Raw genomic sequence first — 24,462 nt, 5'->3', positions numbered from 1 at the left:
CATGAGTGTGATAGCGCAGGCAGGGGCGAAGGGTCGTCAGCTGCACAAGTTTGGTGGTAGTAGTCTTGCCGATGTGAAATGTTACCTGCGCGTCGCAGGGATCATGACCGAGTATTCGCAGCCGGGGGACATGATGGTTGTCTCTGCGGCAGGCAGCACCACCAACCAGTTGATTAGCTGGCTGAAACTGAGCCAGACCGATCGCCTTTCTGCGCATCAGGTGCAACAGTCCTTACGTCGTTATCAGAGCGAGCTGATTGCCGGCCTGCTGCCTGCGGACGTGGCGGACGGGCTGATCAGCGCCTTTACCCATGACCTTGAGCGTCTGGCGGCTCTGCTGGACAGCGGAATTACCGATGCGGTGTATGCCGAAGTGGTGGGCCACGGTGAAGTGTGGTCCGCGCGCCTGATGGCCGCTGTTCTGCAACACCTGGGTGTCGACGCAGCCTGGCTCGACGCGCGCGATTTCCTGCGCGCTGAACGCGCCGCGCAGCCGCAGGTGGATGAAGGCTTGTCCTACCCACTGCTGCAACAGCTGCTGGTGCAGCACCCGGGCAAACGCATTGTGGTGACCGGCTTTATCAGCCGCAGCAACGCGGGTGAAACCGTGCTGCTGGGTCGTAACGGCTCCGACTACTCGGCAACGCAAATTGGTGCCCTGGCGGGCGTGTCCCGCGTCACCATCTGGAGCGACGTGGCCGGTGTTTACAGCGCGGACCCGCGTAAAGTGAAGGATGCCTGCCTGCTGCCGCTGCTGCGCCTGGATGAAGCCAGCGAGCTGGCGCGTCTGGCCGCACCGGTGCTGCACGCGCGCACGCTGCAGCCGGTTTCCGGTAGCGATATCGACCTGCAGCTGCGCTGTAGCTATACCCCGGATCAAGGCTCCACGCGCATTGAGCGCGTGCTGGCGTCCGGTACCGGGGCGCGTATTGTCACCAGCCACGACGACATCTGCCTGATTGAGTTCCAGGTCCCTGCGGGTCAGGACTTCAAACTGGCGCATAAAGACATCGACCTGGTATTAAAGCGTGCCCAGGTGCGTCCGCTGGCCGTTGGCGTGCATAACGATCGCCAGCTGCTGCAGTTCTGCTATACCGCTGAAGTGGCGGACAGCGCGCTGAAAATCCTGGATGAAGCGGGCCTGCCGGGCGAGCTTCGCCTGCGTCAGGGGCTGGCGCTGGTGGCGATGGTGGGCGCGGGCGTCACCCGTAACCCGCTGCACTGCCACCGCTTCTGGCAGCAGCTGAAGGGCCAGCCGGTGGAGTTTACCTGGCAGTCGGAAGAGGGCATCAGCCTGGTCGCCGTCCTGCGCAAAGGGCCAACCGAGAGCCTGATTCAGGGTCTGCATACCTCTCTGTTCCGCGCGGAAAAACGCATCGGACTGGTGCTGTTTGGTAAAGGCAATATCGGTTCCCGCTGGCTGGAGCTGTTTGCCCGCGAACAGGTCACGCTCTCGGCGCGTACCGGATTTGAATTCATTCTCGCGGGCGTCGTGGACAGCCGCCGCAGCCTGTTGAACTACGAAGGGCTGGACGCCAGCCGCGCGCTTGCCTTCTTCAATGATGAAGCCGTTGAGCAGGATGAAGAGTCGCTGTTCCTGTGGATGCGCGCGCACCCGTATGACGATCTGGTGGTGCTGGACGTCACCGCCAGCGAACAGCTTGCGGATCAGTATCTGGATTTCGCGAGCCACGGTTTCCACGTCATCAGCGCCAATAAGCTGGCGGGCGCCAGCAGCACCGATAAATACCGTCAGATCCACGACGCGTTTGAAAAAACAGGGCGCCACTGGCTGTACAACGCTACCGTTGGCGCGGGCCTGCCGGTGAACCATACGGTGCGCGACCTCATTGAGAGCGGCGACAGCATTCTGGCGCTGAGCGGTATTTTCTCCGGCACGCTCTCCTGGCTGTTCCTGCAGTTTGACGGCACCGTACCGTTTACTGACCTGGTGGATCAGGCATGGCAGCAGGGCTTAACGGAACCCGATCCGCGCGTTGACCTCTCAGGTAAAGACGTCATGCGTAAGCTGGTGATCCTGGCGCGTGAAGCCGGTTATGACATCGAACCGGATGCCGTCCGCGTCGAATCCCTGGTCCCTGCCGGCTGTGAAGAGGGCTCTGTGGACCATTTCTTTGAAAATGGTGAAGAGCTTAACGAGCAGATGGTGCAGCGTCTGGAAGCGGCGAATGAAATGGGGCTGGTACTGCGCTACGTGGCGCGTTTCGAGGCGAACGGAAAAGCGCGAGTCGGTGTCGAGGCGGTGCGTCCTGAACATCCGCTGGCGGCGCTGCTGCCGTGCGATAACGTCTTCGCCATCGAAAGCCGCTGGTACCGCGATAACCCGCTGGTGATCCGTGGTCCTGGCGCGGGGCGCGACGTCACCGCTGGGGCGATCCAGTCCGACATCAACCGTCTGGCTAAGCTACTGTAACCTCTGTATTTCCCTCTCCCTGTGGGAGAGGGTTAGGGTGAGGGCATCAGACCGCACTAACCCCCCATCATGAATTCCCTTCACATTCCCTGAGCAAACCTCACCGTTATTGTTGATTATTTATGTTGACGTCCCTCCGCTTTTCCGTCATTTTTACATCTGGACGTCTAAACGTATAGAAGTTCACAACACAATAAACAACGACACGCGATTGATAGAGGTAAGGTATGAGCTTTTTTCACGCCAACCAGCGGGAAGCACTGAATCAGAGCCTGGCTGAGGTAAACGGCCAGATTAACGTCTCTTTTGAATTTTTCCCGCCGCGCACCAGTGAAATGGAGCAAACCCTGTGGAGCTCTATCGATCGTCTCAGCAGCCTGAAACCGAAGTTTGTCTCCGTGACGTACGGGGCTAACTCCGGCGAGCGTGACCGTACGCACAGCATCATTAAAGGCATTAAAGATCGTACCGGCCTGGAAGCGGCGCCGCACCTCACCTGTATCGACGCCACTCGCGACGAGCTGCGCGCCATTGCCCAGGATTACTGGAACAACGGCATCCGCCATATTGTTGCGCTGCGCGGTGATCTGCCGCCGGGTAGCGGCAAGCCGGATATGTATGCAGCTGATTTGGTTGCGCTGCTGAAGGATGTGGCCGACTTTGATATCTCCGTTGCCGCTTATCCGGAAGTTCATCCGGAAGCAAAGAGTGCCCAGGCCGATCTGCTTAACCTGAAGCGTAAAGTGGACGCCGGCGCGAACCGTGCCATTACCCAGTTCTTCTTTGATGTGGAAAGCTACCTGCGCTTTCGTGACCGCTGCGTCTCCGCGGGCATCGACGTTGAAATCATCCCGGGGATCCTGCCGGTCTCTAACTTCAAACAGGCAAAGAAATTTGCCGATATGACCAACGTGCGCATCCCGCTGTGGATGTCCAAAATGTACGAAGGGCTGGACGATGACCCGGAAACCCGCAAGCTGGTTGGGGCCAATATCGCGATGGACATGGTGAAGATCTTAAGTCGCGAAGGCGTGAAAGACTTCCACTTCTATACGCTGAACCGCGCGGAGATGAGTTACGCCATTTGTCATACGCTCGGCGTGCGTCCAGCGTAATAAGCATAAAGCCCTCATAATTTGAGGGCTTTTTAGTCAGGTAAAAAACTTAAAAGGTATTAGCTATCGAATCTGTGGATTAATTCAACTATATCTTATTGCTAGTGGTGTATATCGTAACGGTAACACTGTAAAAGGGAGCATAGCGATGAGCACGTCAGACGAGACCAATAAAGCGGCATCAGTCGGCAAATGCCCGTTCCACCAGGGCGGCGTCGATCACAGCGCGGGTGCAGGTACAGGCAGCCGTGACTGGTGGCCAAAACAACTCCGCATCGATCTTCTTAACCAACATTCCAACCGTTCTAACCCTCTGGGTGAAGACTTCGACTACCGCAAAGAATTTAGCAAACTCGATTACTCTGCCCTTAAAGGCGACCTCAAAGCACTTTTAACCGACTCTCAACCGTGGTGGCCTGCCGACTGGGGCAGCTATGCGGGCCTGTTTATCCGTATGGCCTGGCACGGCGCGGGTACCTATCGCTCCGTTGACGGGCGCGGTGGGGCAGGACGCGGTCAACAGCGCTTTGCACCGCTGAACTCCTGGCCGGATAACGTTAGCCTCGATAAAGCGCGCCGTCTGCTGTGGCCCATCAAGAAAAAATACGGACAAAAAATCTCCTGGGCTGACCTGTTCATCCTCGCAGGTAACGTGGCGCTGGAGAACTCTGGCTTCCGCACCTTTGGTTTTGGTGCCGGGCGTGAAGACGTCTGGGAACCGGATCTCGACGTAAACTGGGGCGATGAAAAAGCCTGGTTGACCCATCGTGACCCGGAAGCGCTGGCGAAGCGCCCTCTGGCAGCGACCGAAATGGGGCTGATTTACGTTAACCCGGAAGGGCCAAACGCCAGCGGTGAACCGCTGTCAGCGGCAGCGGCGATTCGCGCCACCTTCGGCAACATGGGCATGAACGACGAAGAGACCGTGGCGCTGATTGCCGGTGGCCACACCCTCGGCAAAACCCACGGCGCGGGTGAAGCCACCCACGTTGGCACCGACCCGGAAGCCTCACCGATTGAAGCGCAGGGCCTGGGCTGGGCCAGCACGCACGGCACAGGGGTTGGCGCAGACGCCATTACCTCCGGCCTGGAAGTTATCTGGTCACAAACTCCGACCCAGTGGAGCAACTACTTCTTCGAGAACCTGTTCAAATTCGAATGGGTGCAGACCCGCAGCCCGGCAGGCGCGATTCAGTTTGAAGCCGTTGATGCGCCGGAAATCATGCCTGACCCGTTCGACCCGTCGAAAAAACGTAAGCCAACGATGCTGGTTACTGACCTGACGCTGCGTTTTGACCCGGAATTCGAAAAGATTTCCCGCCGTTTCCTGAACGACCCGCAGGCCTTCAACGAAGCCTTCGCGCGCGCGTGGTTCAAACTGACCCACCGCGATATGGGACCAAAATCGCGTTACCTCGGTCCGGAAGTGCCAAAAGAAGATCTGATCTGGCAGGATCCGCTGCCGGAGGCGGTATTCAATCCGACTAAAGAGGACATTGAAAGCCTGAAGGCGGAAATTGCAGCGTCCGGTCTGTCCGTCAGCGAGCTGGTTTCCGTTGCCTGGGCGTCAGCGTCAACCTTCCGCGGTGGCGATAAGCGTGGCGGTGCGAACGGTGCGCGTCTGGCGCTGGCCCCTCAGCGTGACTGGGACGTGAACGCCGCAGCGGTTCGCGCGCTGCCGGCTCTGGAAGCTATCCAGCGCACCACCAACAAAGCCTCTCTGGCCGATATCATCGTGCTGGCGGGCGTGGTAGGCGTAGAGCAAGCCGCGAAAGCTGCGGGCGTGTACGTCACCGTACCGTTCACGCCGGGCCGCGTGGATGCGCGTCAGGATCAGACGGATATCGAGATGTTTAACCTGCTCGAACCGGTTGCCGATGGCTTCCGCAACTACCGTGCGCAGGTGGATGTGTCCACGACGGAATCCCTGCTGATTGATAAAGCCCAGCAGCTGACGTTGACCGCACCGGAGCTGACGGTGCTGATCGGCGGCCTGCGCGTGTTGGGGGCTAACTTCGATGGCAGTAAGAACGGTGTGTTCACTGACCGCGAAGGCGTGCTGAGCAATGATTTCTTCGTGAACCTGCTGGACATGAATACCCAGTGGAAGGCGACCGATGAATCAAATGAACTGTTTGCCGGAAGCGATCGCGCCAGCGGTGAAGTGAAATATACCTCCACCCGCGCCGATCTGGTCTTCGGTTCTAACGCCGTCCTGCGCGCGCTGGCAGAGGTTTATGCCAGTGATGATGCGCACGAGAAGTTCGTCCGCGACTTCGTTGCAGCATGGGCGAGGGTGATGGATCTGGACCGGTTTGACGTGAAGTAACCATTGGGCCGGGTGGCGGCTACGCCTTACCCGGCCTACGGGCAAAAAAATCCCCGCCGATGCGGGGATTTTTATTTATGCTATTTACTCCCACTCCTGCAAAAACCGCTGTCCGTACTGGTCGGCCACCAGCAGCGCCGCATAGACCTGATCCGGTGTGACGCCACCAGGCATATTGTGAATGGTTTCTCCTTCCGCGCAGGATGCTTCGGCAATCAGACGCATTTTGGCCGGAATGTCTTCTTTGATGTTCAGCTGCGCCAGCGTAATGGGCAACCCAACGCTGTGGCAAAGCGCCGCGACGGTCTCTATTTCTTCTACCGGCGCATTTTCCAGCACTAGCTGCGTCAGCGTACCAAACGCCACTTTTTCGCCGTGATAGAAATGATGCGCGTCCGGCACGGCCGTCATACCGTTATGAATAGCGTGTGCCGCGGCCAGCCCGCCGCTCTCAAAGCCGACGCCGCTGAGATAGGTGTTGGCTTCGATAATGCGTTCCAGCGCCGGTGTGACCACGTGCTGTTCCGCTGCCAGCATCGCTTTTTCACCCTCTTCAACCAGCGTGTTGTAGCACAGCTCGGCCAGGGCTAATGCCGCCTGGGTGCATTTACCGCCGGCCATGGTGGTTGCGCCGCTTCGCGAGCAGGCGCGTGCTTCAAACCAGGTCGCCAGCGCATCGCCAATTCCGGCGGCAAGCAGACGTGCAGGTGCACCCGCCACCACTTTCGTATCCACAATGACCATGTTCGGGTTGTGCGGCAGCATCAGGTAGCGATCGAACTCGCCGCTGTCGGTGTAGATAACGGAAAGGGCGCTGCACGGCGCGTCGGTGGACGCGATCGTCGGCGCAATCGCGACGGGCACGTCCATAAAGTGGGCCAGCGCTTTGGCTGTATCCAGCGTTTTACCGCCCCCGATGCCCAGCACCGCCATGCAGTCGGCGCCGTCAGCGAGTTTTTTCAGTCGATCGATTTCATTTTGTGAACATTCGCCGCCAAACGGCGCGATTTCGGCATGCAGTTCTGCTTTTTTAAAGCTTTGTCGCAAGGTTTCTTCGGCAAAACCCAGTACAAACTTATCGCCGACGACCAGCCAGCGCTGTGCCAGGGGTTTCAGATAGTCGCCGAGACGGGTAAGCACATCAGCGCCCTGGATATATTTCCCCGGCGATTGAATGATACGGTCCATAACAGTTCTCCCTTACAGGTTGAGGTTACCAAACGCGTTTTTCCAGTCCTGCTCGAACTTCTCTATGGCTGACTCTACCGCCGGGGTGCCGAGCATTTGTTGCGCTACGTCTAAAGGAAGCGTGATTGCCTCACATCCCGCGAGCAGACAGTCCAGCGCCTGACGCGGCGTTTTGAAGCTGGCGGCCAGCACTTTGCTGTCCGGTGCGTGCAGCTCCAGCAGGGACTGCAGCTCCTGCACCATGCGGATGCCGTCACCGCCCTGAGCGTCGACGCGGTTTACATACGGCGCGACATATTTCGCCCCCGCCAGTGCGGCGAGTAAGCCCTGCGCAGCGCTGTAAACGGCGGTTCCCAGCGTGGTTATCCCCTCTTTTTTCAACTCTTTAATCGCGATAAGCCCCTGAGCGGTGACCGGGATTTTGACCACGATATCCGGTACGGCGTTACTCAGGCGCTTGGCTTCCGCCACCATGCCTTCTGCATCGCGGCTCAGGGTTTGCGCAAACAGCGTACCTTCCGGCCCGATGGCTTTTTGCAGGCGCGGCAGCACGTCCCAGATGGGTTCACGGCTGGCGGCAATGATGCTTGGGTTGGTGGTGACGCCCGCGATGGGGAAGACGCGGGCCAGGCGTTCAACGTCCGCCACGCTGGCGGTATCGAGGTAGAGTTCCATTATTTTTCCTTAAGTCAGAAAGGCTAAATAAAGGATAAGGCCCGGCCAGGCGCGGCCGATACAGGTCAATTTTGCCAAATACTGGACAAATGTATTCTGCTTAACGAAGTGAGATGCCGATCACAGTGCTAGTTTTTGGCGATTAGCTGGCTGTGGTACTGGCGGCGATATTCGGAAGGGGAGCGTTCGGTGTGTTTGCGAAAGAGACGGCAGAAATAATTGCTGTCCATAAATCCGCAGCGCGCCGCAATATCCTTAATTTTTAAATCGTATCCCTTGAGCAGCTGGCGAGCGTGTTCCAGACGCGTCTGCGTCAGGTATTCATTGAACCCGACGTTTCCGGTCTTCTGAAAAAGGTGAGAGAGATAGTTAGGGGAAATATAAAACGCCTCGGCAACGGAATCCCGAGTCAGCGCTGAGGCATGATGTTCGTCAATAAAGCGACGAACGGCTTCGAAGAGCGCACGGCTGCGGCTATCAGTGTGGATCTCGCTGCCAAGCAGATCGCGGCAGTGGCTAAGCAGACTTAACACTACCAGCCTGGCCGTGTCCTGCTCGGTAGGCTGCATGTGCAGCTCGTTGAGCGTTTGCAGGAGAAACGCGCCCGTTCGGGGGCCTCGCCTGGCGACCTGCAGCTGTTGTAAAAGGTCATTGTCCCGATGAAGCTCAAGCGTCAATTGCTGTTTACCGAAGCTTATTCTGAAAATGTTTGAAGAATGAAGCGGGACGTGCCCGGATGTGGAAAAGAATGCCTCGCAGCGGGTTTCAAGGATAACCGAGAGACAAGGTGATGTTCGGATGTTCTTCCCGGCAGGCGCGACAAAGTGCACATGATGCAGGGGTAATGCGCCGTTAATCAGCTCCGTCAGGATTTGCCTAACATCGTGGTGCATGACGTGGATACCGCGGTATTGCCGGGTGGCGCTAACGCTTACCCGGCCTACCTGTCGTAGGCCCGCGCAAGCGTAGCGCCGCCGGACATAAAGCATTAACCGGTGTTACGCATACCTGCCGCAACGCCCGCAATCGTCACCATCAGCGCCTGTTCAACGCGTGGATCCGGCTCTTTTCCTTCTTCTTCCGCCAGGCGCGAACGGTGCAGTAGCTCTGCCTGCAGAACGTTCAGCGGGTCGGTGTAGATGTTGCGCAGCTGGATAGACTCGGCAATCCACGGCAGATCTTCCATCAGGTGGGAATCGTTAGCGATATCCAGCACCACCTTGATGTCGCCTTGCAGCAGCTCGCGCAGCTCTTTACCCAGCGCCCACAGCTCAGGCTTCACCAGACGCTGATCGTAGTATTCCGCCAGCCACAGGTCGGCTTTTGAAAAGACCATTTCCAGCATACCCAGGCGGGTGGAGAAGAACGGCCAGTCGCGACACATGGTTTCCAGCTCGTTCTGTTTACCGTCTTCCACCACTTTTTGCAGCGCGGCGCCGGCACCCAGCCAGGCGGGCAGCATTAAGCGGTTCTGCGTCCAGGCGAAGATCCACGGGATGGCGCGCAGGGACTCTACGCCACCGGTCGGGCGGCGCTTCGCCGGACGCGAGCCCAGCGGCAGTTTACCCAGCTCCTGCTCAGGCGTTGCCGAGCGGAAGTAAGGGACGAAATCTTTGTTTTCACGCACGTAGCCGCGGTACAGATCGCAGGAGATATCCGACAGCTCGTCCATGATGCGGCACCAGGAGTCTTTCGGTTCCGGCGGCGGCAGCAGGTTCGCTTCCAGAATGGCGCTGGTGTAAAGCGACAGGCTGCTGATGGTCACTTCCGGCAGGCCATACTTGAAGCGGATCATCTCGCCCTGTTCAGTAACGCGCAGGCCGCCTTTCAGGCTTCCCGGCGGCTGCGACAGCAGAGCCGCGTGAGCAGGCGCGCCGCCACGGCCAATTGAGCCACCGCGTCCGTGGAACAGAGTCAGCTCAATACCGGCTTTCTCGCAGGTCTTGATCAGTGCATCCTGCGCCTGATACTGCGCCCAGGATGCCGCCATTACGCCCGCATCTTTTGCGGAGTCGGAATAGCCAATCATTACCATCTGTTTGCCCTGAATAAAGCCGCGATACCAGTCGATGTTCAGCAACTGGGTCATGACGTCGTTGGCATTGTTCAGGTCGTCGAGGGTCTCAAACAGCGGAGCGACCGGCAGGGCATAGTCGATACCGGCTTCTTTCAGCAGAAGGTGAACGCCCAGCACGTCGGACGGGGTTTTCGCCATGGAGATCACATAGGCGGCCACCGATCCTTTCGGCGCGTCCACGATCGCTTTACAGGTGTTGAGCACCTCGCGGGTGTCGTTGCTTGGCTCCCAGTTGCGCGGCAGCAGAGGGCGCTTTGAGTTCAGCTCGCGGATCAGGAAGGCCTGTTTGTCGGCTTCGGACCAGCTTTCATAATCGCCGATGCCGAGATAGCGGGTCAGCTCGCCCAGGGCTTCGGTATGGCGGGTACTTTCCTGACGCACGTCGATACGCACCAGCGGCACGCCAAAACACTTCACGCGACGCAGGGTGTCGAGCAGCTCGCCGTTGGCGATGATGCCCATCCCGCAGGCCTGCAGCGATTTATAACAGGCGTAAAGCGGCTCCCAGAGCTGTTCGTTCTGGCTGAGCAGGCCTTCCGGTTTTGGCAGGCGCTGGCCTTTCAGGCGCGCTTCCAGCCAGGCCTGAGTGGCCATCAACTGACCGCGCAGTTTTTTCATCAGGAAACGGTACGGCTCGCTGGCGCCTTCTTCTCCGGCCAGCGCGCGCAGTTCCGGCGTTGCTTCAACCATCGACAGCTCGGAGATCAGCACCTGAATGTCCTTCAGGAACAGGTCGGTCGCTTTCCAGCGGCTCAGCAGCAGGACGTGACGGGTGATTTCGGCGGTGACGTTCGGGTTGCCGTCGCGGTCGCCGCCCATCCAGGAGGTGAAACGTACCGGAACAAAGTCGACCGGCAGGCGGTAGCCCAGGTTCTCTTCCAGCTGTTCGTTCAGCTCGCGCAGGTAGTTAGGTACCCCTTCCCACAGGCTGTTTTCCACCACCGCAAAGCCCCATTTGGCTTCGTCGACCGGGCTTGGGCGGTGCTTACGAATTTCATCGGTGTGCCAGGACTGGGCAATCAGCTGGCGCAGACGGCGCATCAGCTGGTTGCGTTCGTAGTCGGCAATGTCTTTATTATCCAACTGCTTGAGGCAGTTGTTCACTTCCACCATTTTGTGGATCAGGGTGCGACGGGTGATCTCGGTGGGGTGAGCGGTCAGTACCAGCTCCAGCGAAAGAGACTCCACCGCTTTTTTGATGGTGGCTTCGTTGAGGTCTGGCTGGTCTTTCAGTTTACGAAGGGTGCGGGCAATGACTTCCGGGTTGCTGGCCGCTTCGCCGTTTGGCGAAATGCTGTGGTATTGCTCAGCGGTATTTGCCAGGTTCAGGAACTGGCTGAATGCGCGTGCAACAGGCAGCAGCTCGTCGTTAGAGAGGTTCTGCAAGGTGGTGAGCAGCTCCTGACGACTGGCCTCGTTACCTGAACGGGAAGATTTAGACAGCTTGCGGATGGTTTCAACGCGGTCGAGGATGTTCTCCCCCAACGCATCTTTGATGGTATCTCCAAGCACTTTGCCGAGCATACTGACATTACTACGCAACGCGGAATATTGTTCGTTCATAAAAACCCAGTCACCCCATCATTTTTGTTTATGCCCAATCGAAAATCTTTTGGACATTATTTTGTCATCTCCCTTTATAAAGCCACGTAAAACCCCCGTCGTCAATTGCTGCGAAAACGGTTCAGCAAACGAATAAATGTGGGCAATTTACGAAATTTAATTCGCTTCGCGTCAGATAAGAGATGCTTATGGGAATGTGACGGAGATCATGCGATTTGTTGCCCTCACCCTAACCCTCTCCCACGGGGAGAGGGGACTCTTCGGTGCGGTTTTAATGCCAGCAGAAGTGATGCACAACCTGGGTAATCAGTTCGCGGGTAGGCTTGATGAAGCGGGTTTCCAGATATTCGTCCGGCTGGTGCGCCTGGTTAATCGAACCGGGGCCAAGGACCAGCGTCGGGCAAAGGGTCTGAATAAACGGCGCTTCAGTGCAGTAGTTCACCACGTCGGTTTTCTCGCCGAGCAGCTTTTCCACCACTTCGACCAGCTGATGATCCGGCGGGCATTCGTAACCCGGGATCGGCGGGTGCAGTTCGGAGACCGTCAGACGGCCCGGCCAGCGCTCGCTCACCGGGGCCAGCGCTTCATTCAGAAGGCCGTCGAGATCGCTCAGCGTCATGCCCGGCAGCGGGCGGATATCCATGTGCAGTTCGCAGCAGGCGCAGATACGGTTGGAGGCATCGCCGCCGTGCAGGCTGCCGAGGTTCAGGGTCGGATACGGCACGGTGAACGCGTCGTAGTGGTAACGCTCTTTCAGGTCGTTGCGCAGGGTCATGATACGGCCGATGGCGTCATGCATCAGCTCAATGGCGTTGACGCCGCGCGCCGGATCGCTGGAGTGGCCGGACTGGCCCAGGACACGCACTGCGGTAGAGATATGGCCTTTATGCGCACGAATTGGCTGCAGAGACGTTGGCTCGCCGATGATGGCGCAATCCGGGCGAATCGACGTATTTTCAGAGAAGTAGCGCGCCCCCGCCATGCTGGTCTCTTCATCGGCGGTCGCGAGGATGTAGAGCGGCTTTTTCAGTTTTGTCACGTCCACGTCGCGCAGCGCGTCGAGAATAAAGGCGAAAAAGCCTTTCATGTCGGCGGTGCCCAGACCGTAAAGCTTGTTGTCATGCTCGGTCAGAGTGAACGGGTCGCGGGTCCAGCGGCCGTCATCAAACGGCACGGTGTCGGTATGACCGGCAAGCAGCAGGCCGCCCGCACCGGTTCCGGTGCTGGCCAGCAGGTTAAATTTGTGACGTGTTCCGGGGACGGGCTGAACCTCAACGTTAAACCCAAGATCGCTGAACCAACCCGCCAGCAGATTGATTAAAGACTCATTGCTCTGATCCAGCGCTTCTTCCGTTGCACTGATGGACGGTGTGGCAATCAGGGCGCGGTAAATCTCGATAAATGGTGGTAAGTTCATTTTCATTGTTGACACACCTTAGGTCGTGATAGTATCAATATTCATGCAATAAATGTGAATAAAAATACATTATCGTTGAGCATAAAGGAACCCGATGTTGAATACGCTGATTGTAGGCGCTAGCGGTTATGCGGGCGCAGAGCTTGTAAGCTACGTAAATCGTCACCCTCATATGACCATAACCGCTTTGACTGTGTCAGCGCAAAGCAATGATGCGGGAAAGTTAATTTCCGATTTGCATCCGCAGCTTAAGGGCATGGTTGATCTGCCTTTGCAGCCTATGTCTGACATCAGCGAGTTCACCGATGGTGTCGACGTGGTGTTTTTAGCTACCGCGCACGAGGTCAGTCACGACCTGGCGCCGCAGTTCCTGGCCGCCGGCTGCGTGGTGTTCGACCTCTCCGGCGCGTTCCGTGTTAACGACAGCGCGTTTTACGAAAAATATTACGGCTTCACCCATCAGCATCCGGAGCTGCTTGAAAAAGCGGTGTACGGTCTGGCGGAGTGGAGCGCTGACAAACTGAAAGAAGCGGATCTGATTGCCGTCCCGGGCTGCTACCCGACGGCGGCGCAGCTTTCGCTAAAACCGCTGATCGACGCCGGGCTGCTGGATCTGAACCAGTGGCCGGTGATCAACGCCACCAGCGGCGTGAGCGGGGCAGGGCGCAAAGCGGCTATCTCCAACAGCTTCTGCGAAGTGAGTCTTCAGCCTTATGGCGTGTTTAATCACCGTCATCACCCTGAAATCACCACCCATCTGGGCGCGGACGTGATTTTCACGCCGCATCTGGGCAGCTTCCCGCGCGGGATCCTCGAAACCATTACCTGCCGCCTGAAGCCTGGCGTAACCAAAGAGCAGGTGAGCGAGGCCTTCACGCAGGCGTACGCGGATAAACCGCTGGTACGTCTGTACGACAAAGGCGTGCCGGCGCTGAAAAACGTGGTCGGCCTGCCATTCTGCGATATCGGCTTTGCCGTGCAGGGCGAGCACCTGATTGTGGTGGCCGCGGAAGATAACTTACTCAAAGGCGCTGCCGCGCAGGCAATGCAGTGTGCAAATATTCGTTTCGGCTTCCCTGAAACGCAGGCTCTTATTTAAGGTGTGATGATGAACCCATTAATTATCAAACTCGGTGGTGTACTGCTGGACAGCGAAGAAGCGCTGGAGCGTCTGTTTACCGCGCTGGTTAACTATCGCGAATCTCATCAGCGTCCGCTGGTGATTGTCCACGGCGGCGGCTGCGTGGTGGATGAGCTGATGAAAGGGCTCAACCTGCCGGTGAAAAAGAAAAACGGCCTGCGCGTGACGCCTGCCGACCAGATTGACATCATCACCGGGGCGCTGGCGGGTACGGCGAACAAAACGCTGCTGGCGTGGGCGAAGAAACACCACATTGCCTCCGTTGGCCTCTATCTGGGCGATGGCGATAGCGTAAAAGTGACCCAGCTCGACGAAGATCTCGGCCATGTTGGACTGGCGCAGCCGGGTTCGCCTAAGCTGATTAACACGCTGCTGGAAGGTGGTTTCCTGCCGGTGGTGAGCTCTATCGGCGTGACCGAAGAGGGCGCACTGATGAACGTCAACGCTGACCAGGCGGCGACTGCTCTGGCGGCAACGCTGGGTGCGGATCTGATCCTGCTCTCCGACGTGAGCGGCATTCTGGACGGTAAAGGTCAGCGCATTGCTGAAATGACCGCGGAAAAAGCCGAGCAGCTGATTGCTCAGGGCATTATCACCGACGGCATGATCGTCAAAGTGAATGCGGCGCTGGATGCCGCACGCGCGCTGGGCCGCCCGGTGGATATCGCCTCATGGCGTCACGCGGAGCAGCTCCCGGCGCTGTTTAACGGTACGCCGATTGGCACGCGTATTTTAGCCTAAGTTTTTATTGAATGACCGTAGGCCGGGTAAGCGTAGCGCCACCCGGCGGAACTAACGAATAAAGGAAGCATGTTATGGCACTTTGGGGTGGGCGTTTTACACAGGCAGCGGATCAGCGGTTCAAACAGTTCAATGACTCTTTGCGCTTCGACTACCGCCTGGCCGAACAGGATATCGTCGGCTCTGTGGCCTGGTCCAAAGCGCTGGTGACGGTGGGCGTGCTGACCGCAGAGGAACAGTTGCAGCTGGAAGAAGCGCTGAACAATCTGCTGGAAGAGGTGCGTCTTAACCCGCAGCAGATCCTCGAAAGCGATGCTGAAGATATTCACAGCTGGGTGGAAGGCAAACTGATCGACAAAGTCGGCCAGCTGGGTAAAAAGCTGCACACCGGCCGTAGCCGTAACGACCAGGTCGCCACCGACCTGAAGCTGTGGTGTAAAGATACCGTTGGCGAACTGCTGACGGCCAATCGTCAATTGCAGAGCGCGCTGGTGGAGACCGCACAGAACAACCAGGACGCGGTGATGCCGGGTTATACCCATCTGCAGCGCGCGCAGCCGGTGACCTTTGCGCACTGGTGTCTGGCCTACGTTGAGATGCTGGCGCGTGACGAAAGTCGCCTGCAGGATACCCTGAAGCGTCTGGACGTCAGCCCGCTGGGTAGCGGTGCGCTGGCCGGTACGGCGTATGAAATTGACCGTGAACAGCTGGCAGGCTGGCTGGGCTTTGCCTCCGCCACCCGTAACAGCCTGGACAGCGTCTCTGACCGCGACCACGTGCTGGAGCTGCTCTCAAACGCGTCTATTGGCATGGTGCACCTGTCGCGCTTTGCTGAAGACCTGATCTTCTTTAACTCTGGCGAAGCCGGTTTCGTTGAGCTGTCCGACCGCGTGACCTCCGGCTCATCCCTGATGCCGCAGAAGAAAAACCCGGATGCGCTGGAGCTGATCCGCGGGAAGTGTGGTCGCGTGCAGGGCGCGCTGACCGGCATGATGATGACCCTGAAAGGGCTGCCGCTGGCGTACAACAAAGACATGCAGGAAGACAAAGAAGGGTTGTTCGACGCGCTCGACACCTGGCTGGACTGTCTGCATATGGGCGCGCTGGTGCTGGACGGCATTCAGGTGAAACGTCCGCGCTGCCAGGAAGCGGCGCAGCAGGGCTATGCGAACTCTACCGAACTGGCGGATTATCTGGTAGCGAAAGGCGTACCGTTCCGTGAAGCGCACCATATTGTAGGTGAAGCGGTGGTTGAAGCCATTCGTCAGGGTAAACCGCTGGAGGATCTGGCGCTTGCCGACCTGCAGAAATTCAGCGCGGTTATCGGGGATGATGTGTATCCGATTCTGGCGCTGCAGTCGTGCCTGGACAAGCGTGCGGCGAAAGGCGGCGTGTCGCCTAAGCAGGTAGCGCAGGCGATTGCGGATGCGAAAAACCGGTTGGTTTGAACCGTGCGGGCTGGTGCCCTCACCCCGGCCCTCTCCCACGGGGAGAGGGAGCAAACACTAAAAATGGCAACTTCGGTTGCCATTTTGCTTTTATCCCCGGGCTTTTTTACGCAAAAAAAAAAAGCGGACCACGGGGTCCGCAAAAGTTCACGTTGGCTTTAGTTGTTCGAGTTTTGAGAGAAACTCGCTGACGGTGCGGGGACGTCAAGGGTCAAACACGTGCCGCCTCGTCTATGTGGCGTATTATTCAACAGAATGCTTGATAGGGATAATCGTTCGTTGCTATGCTATCTATCGCCATGAACTATCGTGGCGACGGAGGATGAATAATGAATATTCGTGATCTTGAATACCTGGTAGCGTTAGCCGAGCATCGTCACTTTCGCCGCGCGGCAGATTCCTGCCACGTCAGCCAGCCCACGCTGAGCGGTCAGATCCGCAAGCTGGAAGACGAACTGGGCGTGATGCTGCTGGAGCGCACCAGTCGTAAGGTTCTGTTCACCCAGGCAGGTCTTCTGCTGGTGGATCAGGCGCGCACCGTGCTGCGCGAGGTCAAAGTGCTCAAGGAAATGGCAAGCCAGCAGGGGGAGGCGATGTCAGGCCCGCTGCATATTGGCCTGATCCCAACCGTTGGCCCGTACCTGTTGCCGCACATCATTCCGATGCTGCACCAGACGTTCCCGAAACTCGAAATGTACCTGCATGAAGCGCAAACCCATCAGCTGCTGGCACAGCTGGACAGCGGCAAGCTCGACTGCGCCATTCTGGCGCTGGTAAAAGAGAGTGAAGCCTTTATAGAAGTGCCGCTGTTCGATGAGCCGATGATGCTGGCGATCTATGAAGATCACCCGTGGGCGAACCGCGATCGCGTGCCGATGGCCGATCTGGCCGGTGAAAAGCTGCTGATGCTGGAAGACGGCCACTGCCTGCGCGATCAGGCGATGGGCTTCTGCTTCGAAGCGGGTGCCGATGAGGATACGCATTTCCGCGCGACCAGCCTGGAAACGCTGCGCAATATGGTCGCGGCGGGAAGCGGAATCACGCTGCTGCCTGCGCTGGCGGTACCGCGCGAGCGTAAACGTGATGGAGTGGTCTATCTGCCGTGCATTAAGCCGGAACCGCGTCGTACGATTGGCCTGGTGTATCGCCCGGGTTCACCGCTGCGCAGCCGCTATGAGCAGCTGGCAGAGGCCATCCGTAGTTCCATGGATGGCCATTTTGACAGCGCGTTAAAACAGGCGGTTCAGACCGTTTAGTGCCGCAACCCGATAGGCTTCCGCCATGGTCGGGTAGTTAAAGGTGGTGTTAACGAAGTACTCAATGGTGTTACCACCACCTTTCTGCTCCATGATTGCCTGCCCGATATGAATGATTTCCGCGGCGCGTTCACCAAAGCAGTGAATCCCGAGGATCTCTTTCGTCTCGCGATGGAACAGGATCTTCAGCGTACCCACGCTCATCCCCACGATTTGCGCCCGCGCCAGATGTTTGAACTGCGCACGTCCCACCTCGTAAGGTACCTTCATGGCCGTCAGCTGCTGCTCGGTTTTTCCGACAGAACTGATTTCCGGAATGGTATAAATGCCCGTCGGGATATCTTCAATCAGATGCGCCGTTGCTTCACCTTTCACCAGCGCCTGAGCGGCAATACGGCCCTGATCGTAAGCGGCAGAGGCCAGGCTCGGGTAGCCAATCACGTCGCCGACCGCGTAAACGTGCGGCAGCGCGGTCTGGTACATGCTGTTGACCTTCAGCTGACCGCGGCTGTCGGTCTCAAGCCCGATATTCTCCAGCTGCAGCGAATCGGTGTTACCGGTGCGGCCATTGGCATACAGCAGGCAGTCGGCTTTCAGCTTTTTACCGGACTTCAGGTGCATGATTACACCGTCGTCGCAGCCTTCAATCTTCTCGTACTCTTCGTTGTGGCGAATCACCACGCCGCTGTTCCAGAAGTGGTAGGAGAGGGAGTCTGACATCTCCTGATCGAGGAATGCCAGCAGGCGGTCGCGGGTGTTAATCAGGTCAACTTTGACCTCCATTCCGCGGAAGATCGACGCATATTCACAGCCAATAACCCCCGCGCCATAGATGATCACATGGCGTGGCTCATGGTGCAGGCTGAGGATGGAGTCGCTGTCGTAGACGCGCGGGTGCGAGAAGTCCACGTCGGCCGGATGGTACGGGCGCGAACCGCAGGCAATCACAAATTTTTCAGCGGTGAGGGTTTCAACCGAACCGTCGTGGCATTCGAGCGCCAGCGTGTGTTCATCCACAAAATGCGCGTTGCCCTGCAAAATTTCACAGTGGTTACGCTCATAAAACCCCTGACGCATACGTGTCTGCTGGTTAATGACGGTATCCGCGTGATTCAGGATGTCAGCAAAGGATGAACGAAGAAGTCGGGAGTGGTCGCTGTAAAGAGGGTTCTGGTTAAATTCGATAATGCGGCTAACGGCGTGGCGGAGGGCTTTGGAAGGGATGGTGCCCCAGTGGGTGCAACCGCCGCCGACATTATGGTAGCGCTCAATGACCGCTACTCTGGCTCCCTGTTTCACCAGACCCATAGCAGCACCTTCGCCGCCGGGGCCGGAACCAATAACTATTGCGTCGTAATCGTAGGAATATGGCATGGCAAGGCTTACCTGTTCTTATACATAAAAGCAACAGAATCATAACATCATTGCCGGAGTAACCCAATTATCGTTGTGCTTTTTTCCGGCAGTGGAGCACAAACCGTACGTAAACAATCATTCACAAAGCTGAACAAACAGATTAATTTTATTCTCTGGTATAGTGCCATCAGGCCTTTGGAAGGATTCAATTATTGTGATGGGCGTTAGAGCACAACAAAAAGAGAAAACCCGGCGTTCGCTGGTGGAAGCCGCATTCAGTCAACTGAGTGCTGAGCGGAGTTTTGCCAGTTTGAGCCTGCGCGAAGTCGCACGCGAGGCCGGGATTGCGCCAACGTCTTTCTATCGTCATTTCCGTGATGTGGATGAATTGGGCCTGACCATGGTCGACGAGAGCGGCCTGATGCTGCGCCAGCTGATGCGCCAGGCGCGTCAGCGAATTGCAAAAGGGGGGAGCGTGATCCGCACCTCCGTCTCGACCTTTATGGAATTTATCGGCAATAACCCCAACGCATTTCGTCTGCTTCTGCGCGAACGTTCGGGCACATCGGCGGCGTTTCGTGCCGCCGTCGCGCGTGAAATTCAGCACTTCATCGCGGAACTTGCCGACTATCTTGAACTCGAAAACCATATGCCGCGTGCGTTCACTGAAGCACAGGCGGAGGCGATGGTGACGATTGTTTTCAGCGCGGGTGCCGAAGCGCTGGATGTCAGCATTGAACAACGCAAGCAGCTCGAAGAGCGACTGGTATTGCAGCTCAGGATGATCTCCAAAGGCGCGTACTACTGGTATCGCCGTGAACAAGAGAAACTGGCACATCAAACCGAAGAGTGAAGGTGAGTAATGAAACAGTCAGGTCAGGATAAAGGGACGCTGTTGCTGGCATTGATCGCTGGCTTATCCATTAACGGTACGTTTGCCGCTATTTTTAGCTCAATCGTTCCGTTTTCGATTTTCCCGCTTATTGCGCTGGTGCTGACGGTTTACTGCCTGCATCAACGTTACCTGAACCGCACGATGCCGGTCGGGTTACCGGGACTGGCCGCAGCCTGCTTTATTCTGGGTGTATTGCTGTATAGCACGGTGGTGCGCGCGGAGTATCCGGATATCGGCTCTAACTTCCTGCCTGCGGTACTGTCTGTGGCGCTGGTGTTCTGGATTGGCTCGCGCATGCGTAACCGCAAGAGCCAGTTATCAGAGTAGAGGGTTTTGTCATTGTAGGCCGGATAAGCGAAGCGCCATCCGGCTTTTTGGCAGGTGGCGCTTCGCTTACCTGCCCTACAGGGCCTGGATCATTTTGCCGTGAGTAGTACACCGCACTCCATATGGTGCGTATACGGGAACTGATCGAACAGCGCCAGGCGTTCAACCTTGTGCGTCTGGCCTAACGTTTCCAGATTCTTGCACAGCGTCTCCGGGTTACAGGAGATGTACAAAATGCGCGGGTACGCCTGCACCATCTTCTCGGTTTCGCTGTCCAGGCCACTGCGCGGCGGGTCGACAAAAATCGTCTCACACTGGTAGCTTTTCAAATCAATCCCTTCCAGGCGGTTAAACGCCCGCACGCCGTTCATCGCCTGGGTAAACTCTTCTGCGGCCATACGAATGATCTGCACGTTGTCGATATGGTTGGCGGCAATGTTGTACTGCGCGGCGGCCACCGACGGCTTGGCGATTTCCGTTGCCAGGACGCGATCGAAGTTACGCGCCAGCGCCAGCGAGAAGTTGCCGTTACCGCAGTAGAGTTCAAGCAGGTCGCCCGTTGACCCTTCCGTTGCCTTCAGCGCCCACTCCAGCATTTGCACGTTCATCGCGGCGTTTGGCTGGGTGAAGCTGTTCTCCACCTGGCGATAAACCATCTCTTTACCTGCCACCGGCAAACGCTCGTCGATGTAATCCTGATCCAGCATGATTTTGGTTTTTGTTGCGCGGCCGATCAGGTGAACGTTGATGTTCTGCGCACGCAGCGCATCGCGCAGCGCTTCCGCCTGCTCGCGCCACTCGTCGTTCAGCGCTTTGTGGTATAGCAGGGAGACAATCGCCTGGTTGCTTTGGGTGGTCAGATAGTCAATCTGGAACAGCTTATGGCGCAGCACTGGGTTATTGCGCACGCCTTCCATCATCAGCGTCATGAGCTGGTTGATTAATTCACTTGCTGCCGGGAAGCTGTCCACGCGAATGCGCGATTTCGTCTGCTGATCGAAAATGATGTGATACAGGTCATCCCCGTCATGCCAGATGCGGAATTCGGCGCGCATACGGTAATGGCTGACAGGGGAGCGGAACACCTCGGGAACGGGCGCGTTGAACGGCGTCATCATACTTTGCAGGCGGACAACTTTCTCTGCCAGCTGCGCGTCGTACTGTTCTGTCGGGAGGTGTTCGGGGGTCATGATGCGTCCTGAGTGATAAAGAATTACGCGGGGATTGTAGGCATTGTTCAGGGGATGTCCAGATTTAATGGCTAATAGCTGTCTGGACATCTATACGTGTCTAATTGTAGCATTCTGTTTCCGGTCTCATGAGAGTGAAAAGGGAATCCAGTGTAAATCTGGAGCTGACGCGCAGCGGTAAAGACTGGCGGGATGAGCGTTGTAGACACTGTGAAAATGGGAAGTCTTCATCCTTATAAAGCCACCTAGCCCGAAGACCTGCCGGGATCACGTCGCATTTGGTTTCATCATCGCGTGCTATCGATGGGGCCTGCGGCATCCTTCTTATATTGTGGATGCTTTAACAATGATTAAAAAAGTATCGCTGTTGACGGCGTTGTCCGTCACGGCATTTTCGGGCTGGGCGCAGGATAGCGCAGACTCGTTGGTGGTGACGGCAAATCGTTTTGAACAACCGGCAAAAACTGTTCTGGCACCGACGTCCGTGGTGACGCGTGAAGATATTGAGCGCTGGCAGGCAAAGAGCGTTGTAGAGATCATGTCACGTCTGCCGGGCGTGGATATCGCGCAAAGCGGTGGCCTGGGTGCCACCTCTTCTACCTTTATTCGCGGCACTGAATCCCGTCACGTTCTGGTCCTGATTGATGGTGTACCGTTGAACAGTGCCGGGATCAGCAACGTTCCGGATTTGAGCCAAATCCCAACCTCGCTGATTCAGCGCATCGAATACATCCGTGGCCCGCGTTCGGCACTGTATGGCTCCGATGCGATTGGCGGCGTGATTAACATCATCACCGGGCGCGACAAGCCGGGTGCAGAAATCTCAGCGGGTGTCGGCTCTAAGGGCTATCAGACCTATGATGGTGCTTTCCAGCAGGTGCTGGATAAAACCAAAATCACCATGGCGGGTAACTATACCTATACCCGTGGCTTTGATATTGCTGCCCAGGATGCGCCGCGCCAGCCTGACCGCGATGGCTTTATGAGTAAATCGCTATACGGCTCCGTGGAGCAGCAGATTACCGACAGCGTGAGCGGGTTCTTCCGTGGCTTTGGTTATGACAACCGCACCGCGTATGACGGTTACGATCACTACGATGCCAACTTTATGGTGGATGGACGACCTGATACCCGTCAGCTCTACAGCCAGAACTGGGATACCGGCCTGCGTTACAACCAGGGGATTTTCCAGTCTCAGCTGGTGGCAGGTTACGGCCGCAGTAAAGATCAGAACTATGATCCGAAGAAAGGGCGTTACGCCGATTCCGCAACCATGGATGACGTGAAGCAGTACACCACTCAATGGCTCAACACCTTAGAAGTTGGCCATGGCAACATCGGCGCAGGTCTGGACTGGCAAAAGCAGAAGACGCAGGCCGGAACGGGCTATCTGGACAAAGGTTACGAGCAACGTAATACCGGCGTGTTCGTTTCAGCGATGCAGCAGTTCGACAGCGTGACGCTGGAAGCAGCGGCGCGTAATGACGATAACTCTAACTTCGGCAACCATGGCACGTGGCAAACCAGCGCAGCATGGGAGTTTGTGGATGGCTATCGCGTGATTGCCTCCTACGGTACCGCTTTTAAAGCACCGACGATGAGCCAGATCCACAGCGCTTCTTACGGTAATCCGGACCTTAAACCAGAAGAGAGCAAGCAGTGGGAAGGGGGCTTCGAAGGCCTGACGGGGCCGGTCAACTGGCGTATCACGGGTTATCGCAATGACATTGATAATCTGATTAGCAGCGATCCGCATACGTATCGTTACTACAACGTTGACGAAGCGCGTATTAAAGGGGTGGAAGCGACCGCACAATTCGATACTGGCCCGGTTGGGCATCAGATTTCCTATGATTATGTCGACCCGCGTAATGCCAAAACTAACGAAGTGCTGGCTCGTCGTTCTAAGCAGCAGGTTAAATATCAGCTTGACTGGCAGGTATGGGATCTCGACTGGAATCTTGCCTACCGTTATCTGGGCACCCGCTATGATGTCGCTATCGATCCAGACACCTATGCGTCAGAGCGCGTGAAAATGGGCGGCGTTAGCCTGTGGGATGTCGCAGTTTCGTATCCTGTCACCTCACACCTCACAGTTCGTGGTAAAATAGCCAACCTGTTCGATAAAGATTACGAGACAGTTTATGGCTACCAAACTGCAGGACGGGAATACACCTTGTCTGGCAGCTACACCTTCTAATCCGCGTCCCACCGTGCTGGTGTTTGATTCCGGCGTCGGTGGGCTTTCGGTCTATGATGAGATTCGGCATCTCCTGCCGGATCTCCATTACATCTACGCTTTCGATAACGTCGCTTTCCCCTATGGTGAAAAGAGCGAAGACTTTATTGTTGAGCGTGTGGTTGAAATCGTCACTGCGGTACAAAAGCGCTATCCCCTTGCGCTGGCCGTCATCGCCTGTAATACGGCGAGCACCGTCTCCCTTCCTGCCCTGCGTGAAAAATTCCCGTTCCCGGTTGTGGGCGTTGTTCCGGCAATAAAGCCTGCTGCCCGCCTGACGGCGAACGGTATTGTGGGTTTGCTGGCAACGCGGGGTACGGTCAAGCGTCCTTATACCCGCGAGCTGATCGACCGTTTTGCTAACGAATGCCAGATTGCGATGCTCGGCTCGGCCGAGCTGGTGGAGATGGCCGAAGCGAAGCTGCATGGAAAGGCGGTATCACTCGAAGAGTTGCGTCGTATTCTTCGTCCATGGCTGCGGATGCCGGAACCTCCGGATACCGTTGTGCTGGGCTGCACCCACTTCCCTCTATTACAGGAAGAGCTGTTAGAGGTTCTGCCGGAGGGAACGCGCCTGGTGGATTCTGGTGCAGCTATCGCCCGTCGTACGGCCTGGCTGCTGGAACACGAAGCGCCGGATGCAAAATCTGCCGATGCGAATATCGCTTTTTGTATGGCAATCACCAAAGAGACCGAGCAACTTTTACCCGTTTTACGCCGTTATGGCTTTGAAACGCTCGAAAAACTGGCGCTGTAGCACGGTTTTGAGCAAAAAAGAGACGGTTGAACGTTTTTTTTAAAAGAGGGGTTGTCAACGTCTGAGAACTCCCTATAATGCGCCTCCACTGACACGGAACAACGGCTTACAGGCCGCCGGGTTAGCGGGGTTCAGAGATGAACGCCAACAGAGAAAAGCGAAAATAATCACTTGACTCTGAATGAGGAAAACGTAATATACGGGACCTCGCAACGGTGAGCTGAAAGCCGCGTTGCAACTGCTCTTTAACAATTTATCAGACAATCTGTGTGGGCACTCAAAGTGACATGGATTCTTAATGTCTTCGGACAATA

General features: G+C 56.9%; 18 protein-coding genes and 1 riboswitch. Of the genes, 11 read left to right on the top strand and 7 right to left on the bottom strand.

Features of this window, described 5'->3' with window-relative positions; genetic code table 11:
* The first annotated feature begins 1 nt into the window (after position 1).
* The 3 genes from ABR39_RS01590 (at position 2) to katG (ending at position 5,878) form a co-directional block, all read left to right on the top strand.
* The gene (locus ABR39_RS01590) at positions 2–2,434 is read left to right on the top strand and encodes a bifunctional aspartate kinase/homoserine dehydrogenase II (RefSeq protein ID WP_047345503.1); all 2,433 of its coding nucleotides are present in this window, start codon (positions 2–4) and stop codon (positions 2,432–2,434) included.
* Between the two features lie 227 nt (positions 2,435–2,661).
* Complete coding sequence (gene metF, locus ABR39_RS01585; protein WP_023309676.1) at positions 2,662–3,549, top strand: methylenetetrahydrofolate reductase; 888 nt, start codon at positions 2,662–2,664, stop codon at positions 3,547–3,549.
* 148 nt (positions 3,550–3,697) lie between these two features.
* Positions 3,698–5,878, top strand: a complete 2,181-nt coding sequence (katG, locus tag ABR39_RS01580; protein ID WP_047345502.1) for a catalase/peroxidase HPI — start codon at positions 3,698–3,700, stop codon at positions 5,876–5,878.
* Between the two features lie 84 nt (positions 5,879–5,962).
* On the opposite strand, the gene gldA is transcribed toward katG, so the two are convergent.
* The 5 genes from gldA to argE all read right to left on the bottom strand — a co-directional run bounded on the left by gldA (position 5,963) and on the right by argE (position 12,804).
* Entirely contained in the window at positions 5,963–7,066 is a 1,104-nt protein-coding gene (gene gldA, locus ABR39_RS01575; RefSeq protein WP_047345501.1) for a bifunctional L-1,2-propanediol dehydrogenase/glycerol dehydrogenase, read from the bottom strand.
* A 12-nt stretch (positions 7,067–7,078) separates the two neighbouring features.
* Entirely contained in the window at positions 7,079–7,741 is a 663-nt protein-coding gene (fsa, locus tag ABR39_RS01570) for a fructose-6-phosphate aldolase (protein ID WP_047345500.1), read from the bottom strand.
* Between the two features lie 128 nt (positions 7,742–7,869).
* Entirely contained in the window at positions 7,870–8,634 is a 765-nt protein-coding gene (locus tag ABR39_RS01565) for a helix-turn-helix transcriptional regulator (RefSeq protein WP_047345499.1), read from the bottom strand.
* Positions 8,635–8,729: 95 nt separating this feature from the next.
* Positions 8,730–11,381: a phosphoenolpyruvate carboxylase gene (gene ppc, locus ABR39_RS01560; RefSeq protein ID WP_047345498.1), complete on the bottom strand. Its 2,652-nt coding sequence runs from the start codon at positions 11,379–11,381 to the stop codon at positions 8,730–8,732.
* A gap of 271 nt (positions 11,382–11,652) precedes the next feature.
* Positions 11,653–12,804 carry an acetylornithine deacetylase gene (argE, locus tag ABR39_RS01555; RefSeq protein ID WP_047345497.1) on the bottom strand — a complete coding sequence of 384 codons (1,152 nt, stop codon included), beginning with the start codon at positions 12,802–12,804 and terminating at the stop codon, positions 11,653–11,655.
* Positions 12,805–12,892: 88 nt separating this feature from the next.
* On the opposite strand from argE, the gene argC reads away from it, so the two are divergent.
* From argC to oxyR, 4 genes are all read left to right on the top strand, one after another.
* Positions 12,893–13,897, top strand: a complete 1,005-nt coding sequence (gene argC, locus ABR39_RS01550; RefSeq protein WP_047345496.1) for an N-acetyl-gamma-glutamyl-phosphate reductase — start codon at positions 12,893–12,895, stop codon at positions 13,895–13,897.
* Between the two features lie 6 nt (positions 13,898–13,903).
* Positions 13,904–14,680 carry an acetylglutamate kinase gene (argB, locus tag ABR39_RS01545; protein WP_123156760.1) on the top strand — a complete coding sequence of 259 codons (777 nt, stop codon included), beginning with the start codon at positions 13,904–13,906 and terminating at the stop codon, positions 14,678–14,680.
* Positions 14,681–14,754: 74 nt separating this feature from the next.
* Positions 14,755–16,128 (top strand): argininosuccinate lyase, encoded by a 1,374-nt coding sequence (argH, locus tag ABR39_RS01540; RefSeq protein ID WP_047345494.1) that lies wholly within the window; start codon positions 14,755–14,757, stop codon positions 16,126–16,128.
* Positions 16,129–16,457: 329 nt separating this feature from the next.
* Positions 16,458–17,384 (top strand): DNA-binding transcriptional regulator OxyR, encoded by a 927-nt coding sequence (gene oxyR, locus ABR39_RS01535; protein ID WP_047345493.1) that lies wholly within the window; start codon positions 16,458–16,460, stop codon positions 17,382–17,384.
* Here the strand turns inward: oxyR and sthA are convergent.
* Positions 17,358–18,758 carry a Si-specific NAD(P)(+) transhydrogenase gene (gene sthA, locus ABR39_RS01530; protein WP_047345492.1) on the bottom strand — a complete coding sequence of 467 codons (1,401 nt, stop codon included), beginning with the start codon at positions 18,756–18,758 and terminating at the stop codon, positions 17,358–17,360. The genes oxyR and sthA overlap by 27 nt on opposite strands.
* 196 nt (positions 18,759–18,954) lie before the next feature.
* On the opposite strand from sthA, the gene fabR reads away from it, so the two are divergent.
* Both fabR and ABR39_RS01520 read left to right on the top strand, forming a co-directional pair.
* Positions 18,955–19,593 carry an HTH-type transcriptional repressor FabR gene (fabR, locus tag ABR39_RS01525; protein ID WP_008501784.1) on the top strand — a complete coding sequence of 213 codons (639 nt, stop codon included), beginning with the start codon at positions 18,955–18,957 and terminating at the stop codon, positions 19,591–19,593.
* 9 nt (positions 19,594–19,602) lie between these two features.
* Positions 19,603–19,962: a YijD family membrane protein gene (locus ABR39_RS01520; RefSeq protein WP_047345491.1), complete on the top strand. Its 360-nt coding sequence runs from the start codon at positions 19,603–19,605 to the stop codon at positions 19,960–19,962.
* An 89-nt stretch (positions 19,963–20,051) separates the two neighbouring features.
* Here the strand turns inward: ABR39_RS01520 and trmA are convergent, their stop codons facing one another.
* Positions 20,052–21,152 (bottom strand): tRNA (uridine(54)-C5)-methyltransferase TrmA, encoded by a 1,101-nt coding sequence (trmA, locus tag ABR39_RS01515; RefSeq protein WP_047345490.1) that lies wholly within the window; start codon positions 21,150–21,152, stop codon positions 20,052–20,054.
* A gap of 104 nt (positions 21,153–21,256) precedes the next feature.
* Positions 21,257–21,432, top strand: a riboswitch (cobalamin riboswitch).
* A 66-nt stretch (positions 21,433–21,498) separates the two neighbouring features.
* On the opposite strand from trmA, the gene btuB reads away from it, so the two are divergent.
* Together btuB and murI are read left to right on the top strand one after the other, a co-directional pair.
* Complete coding sequence (gene btuB, locus ABR39_RS01510) at positions 21,499–23,352, top strand: TonB-dependent vitamin B12 receptor BtuB (RefSeq protein WP_047345489.1); 1,854 nt, start codon at positions 21,499–21,501, stop codon at positions 23,350–23,352.
* Positions 23,297–24,148, top strand: a complete 852-nt coding sequence (gene murI, locus ABR39_RS01505) for a glutamate racemase (RefSeq protein ID WP_047345488.1) — start codon at positions 23,297–23,299, stop codon at positions 24,146–24,148. Before btuB ends, murI begins: the two co-directional genes overlap by 56 nt.
* Positions 24,149–24,462: the final 314 nt, after the last annotated feature.

The sequence above is a fragment of the Enterobacter genomosp. O genome (genome assembly GCF_001022965.1).
GTDB classification, from domain to species: Bacteria; Pseudomonadota; Gammaproteobacteria; order Enterobacterales; family Enterobacteriaceae; genus Enterobacter; species Enterobacter cloacae_L.
This window is presented reverse-complemented; position numbering and strand designations above follow the sequence as displayed.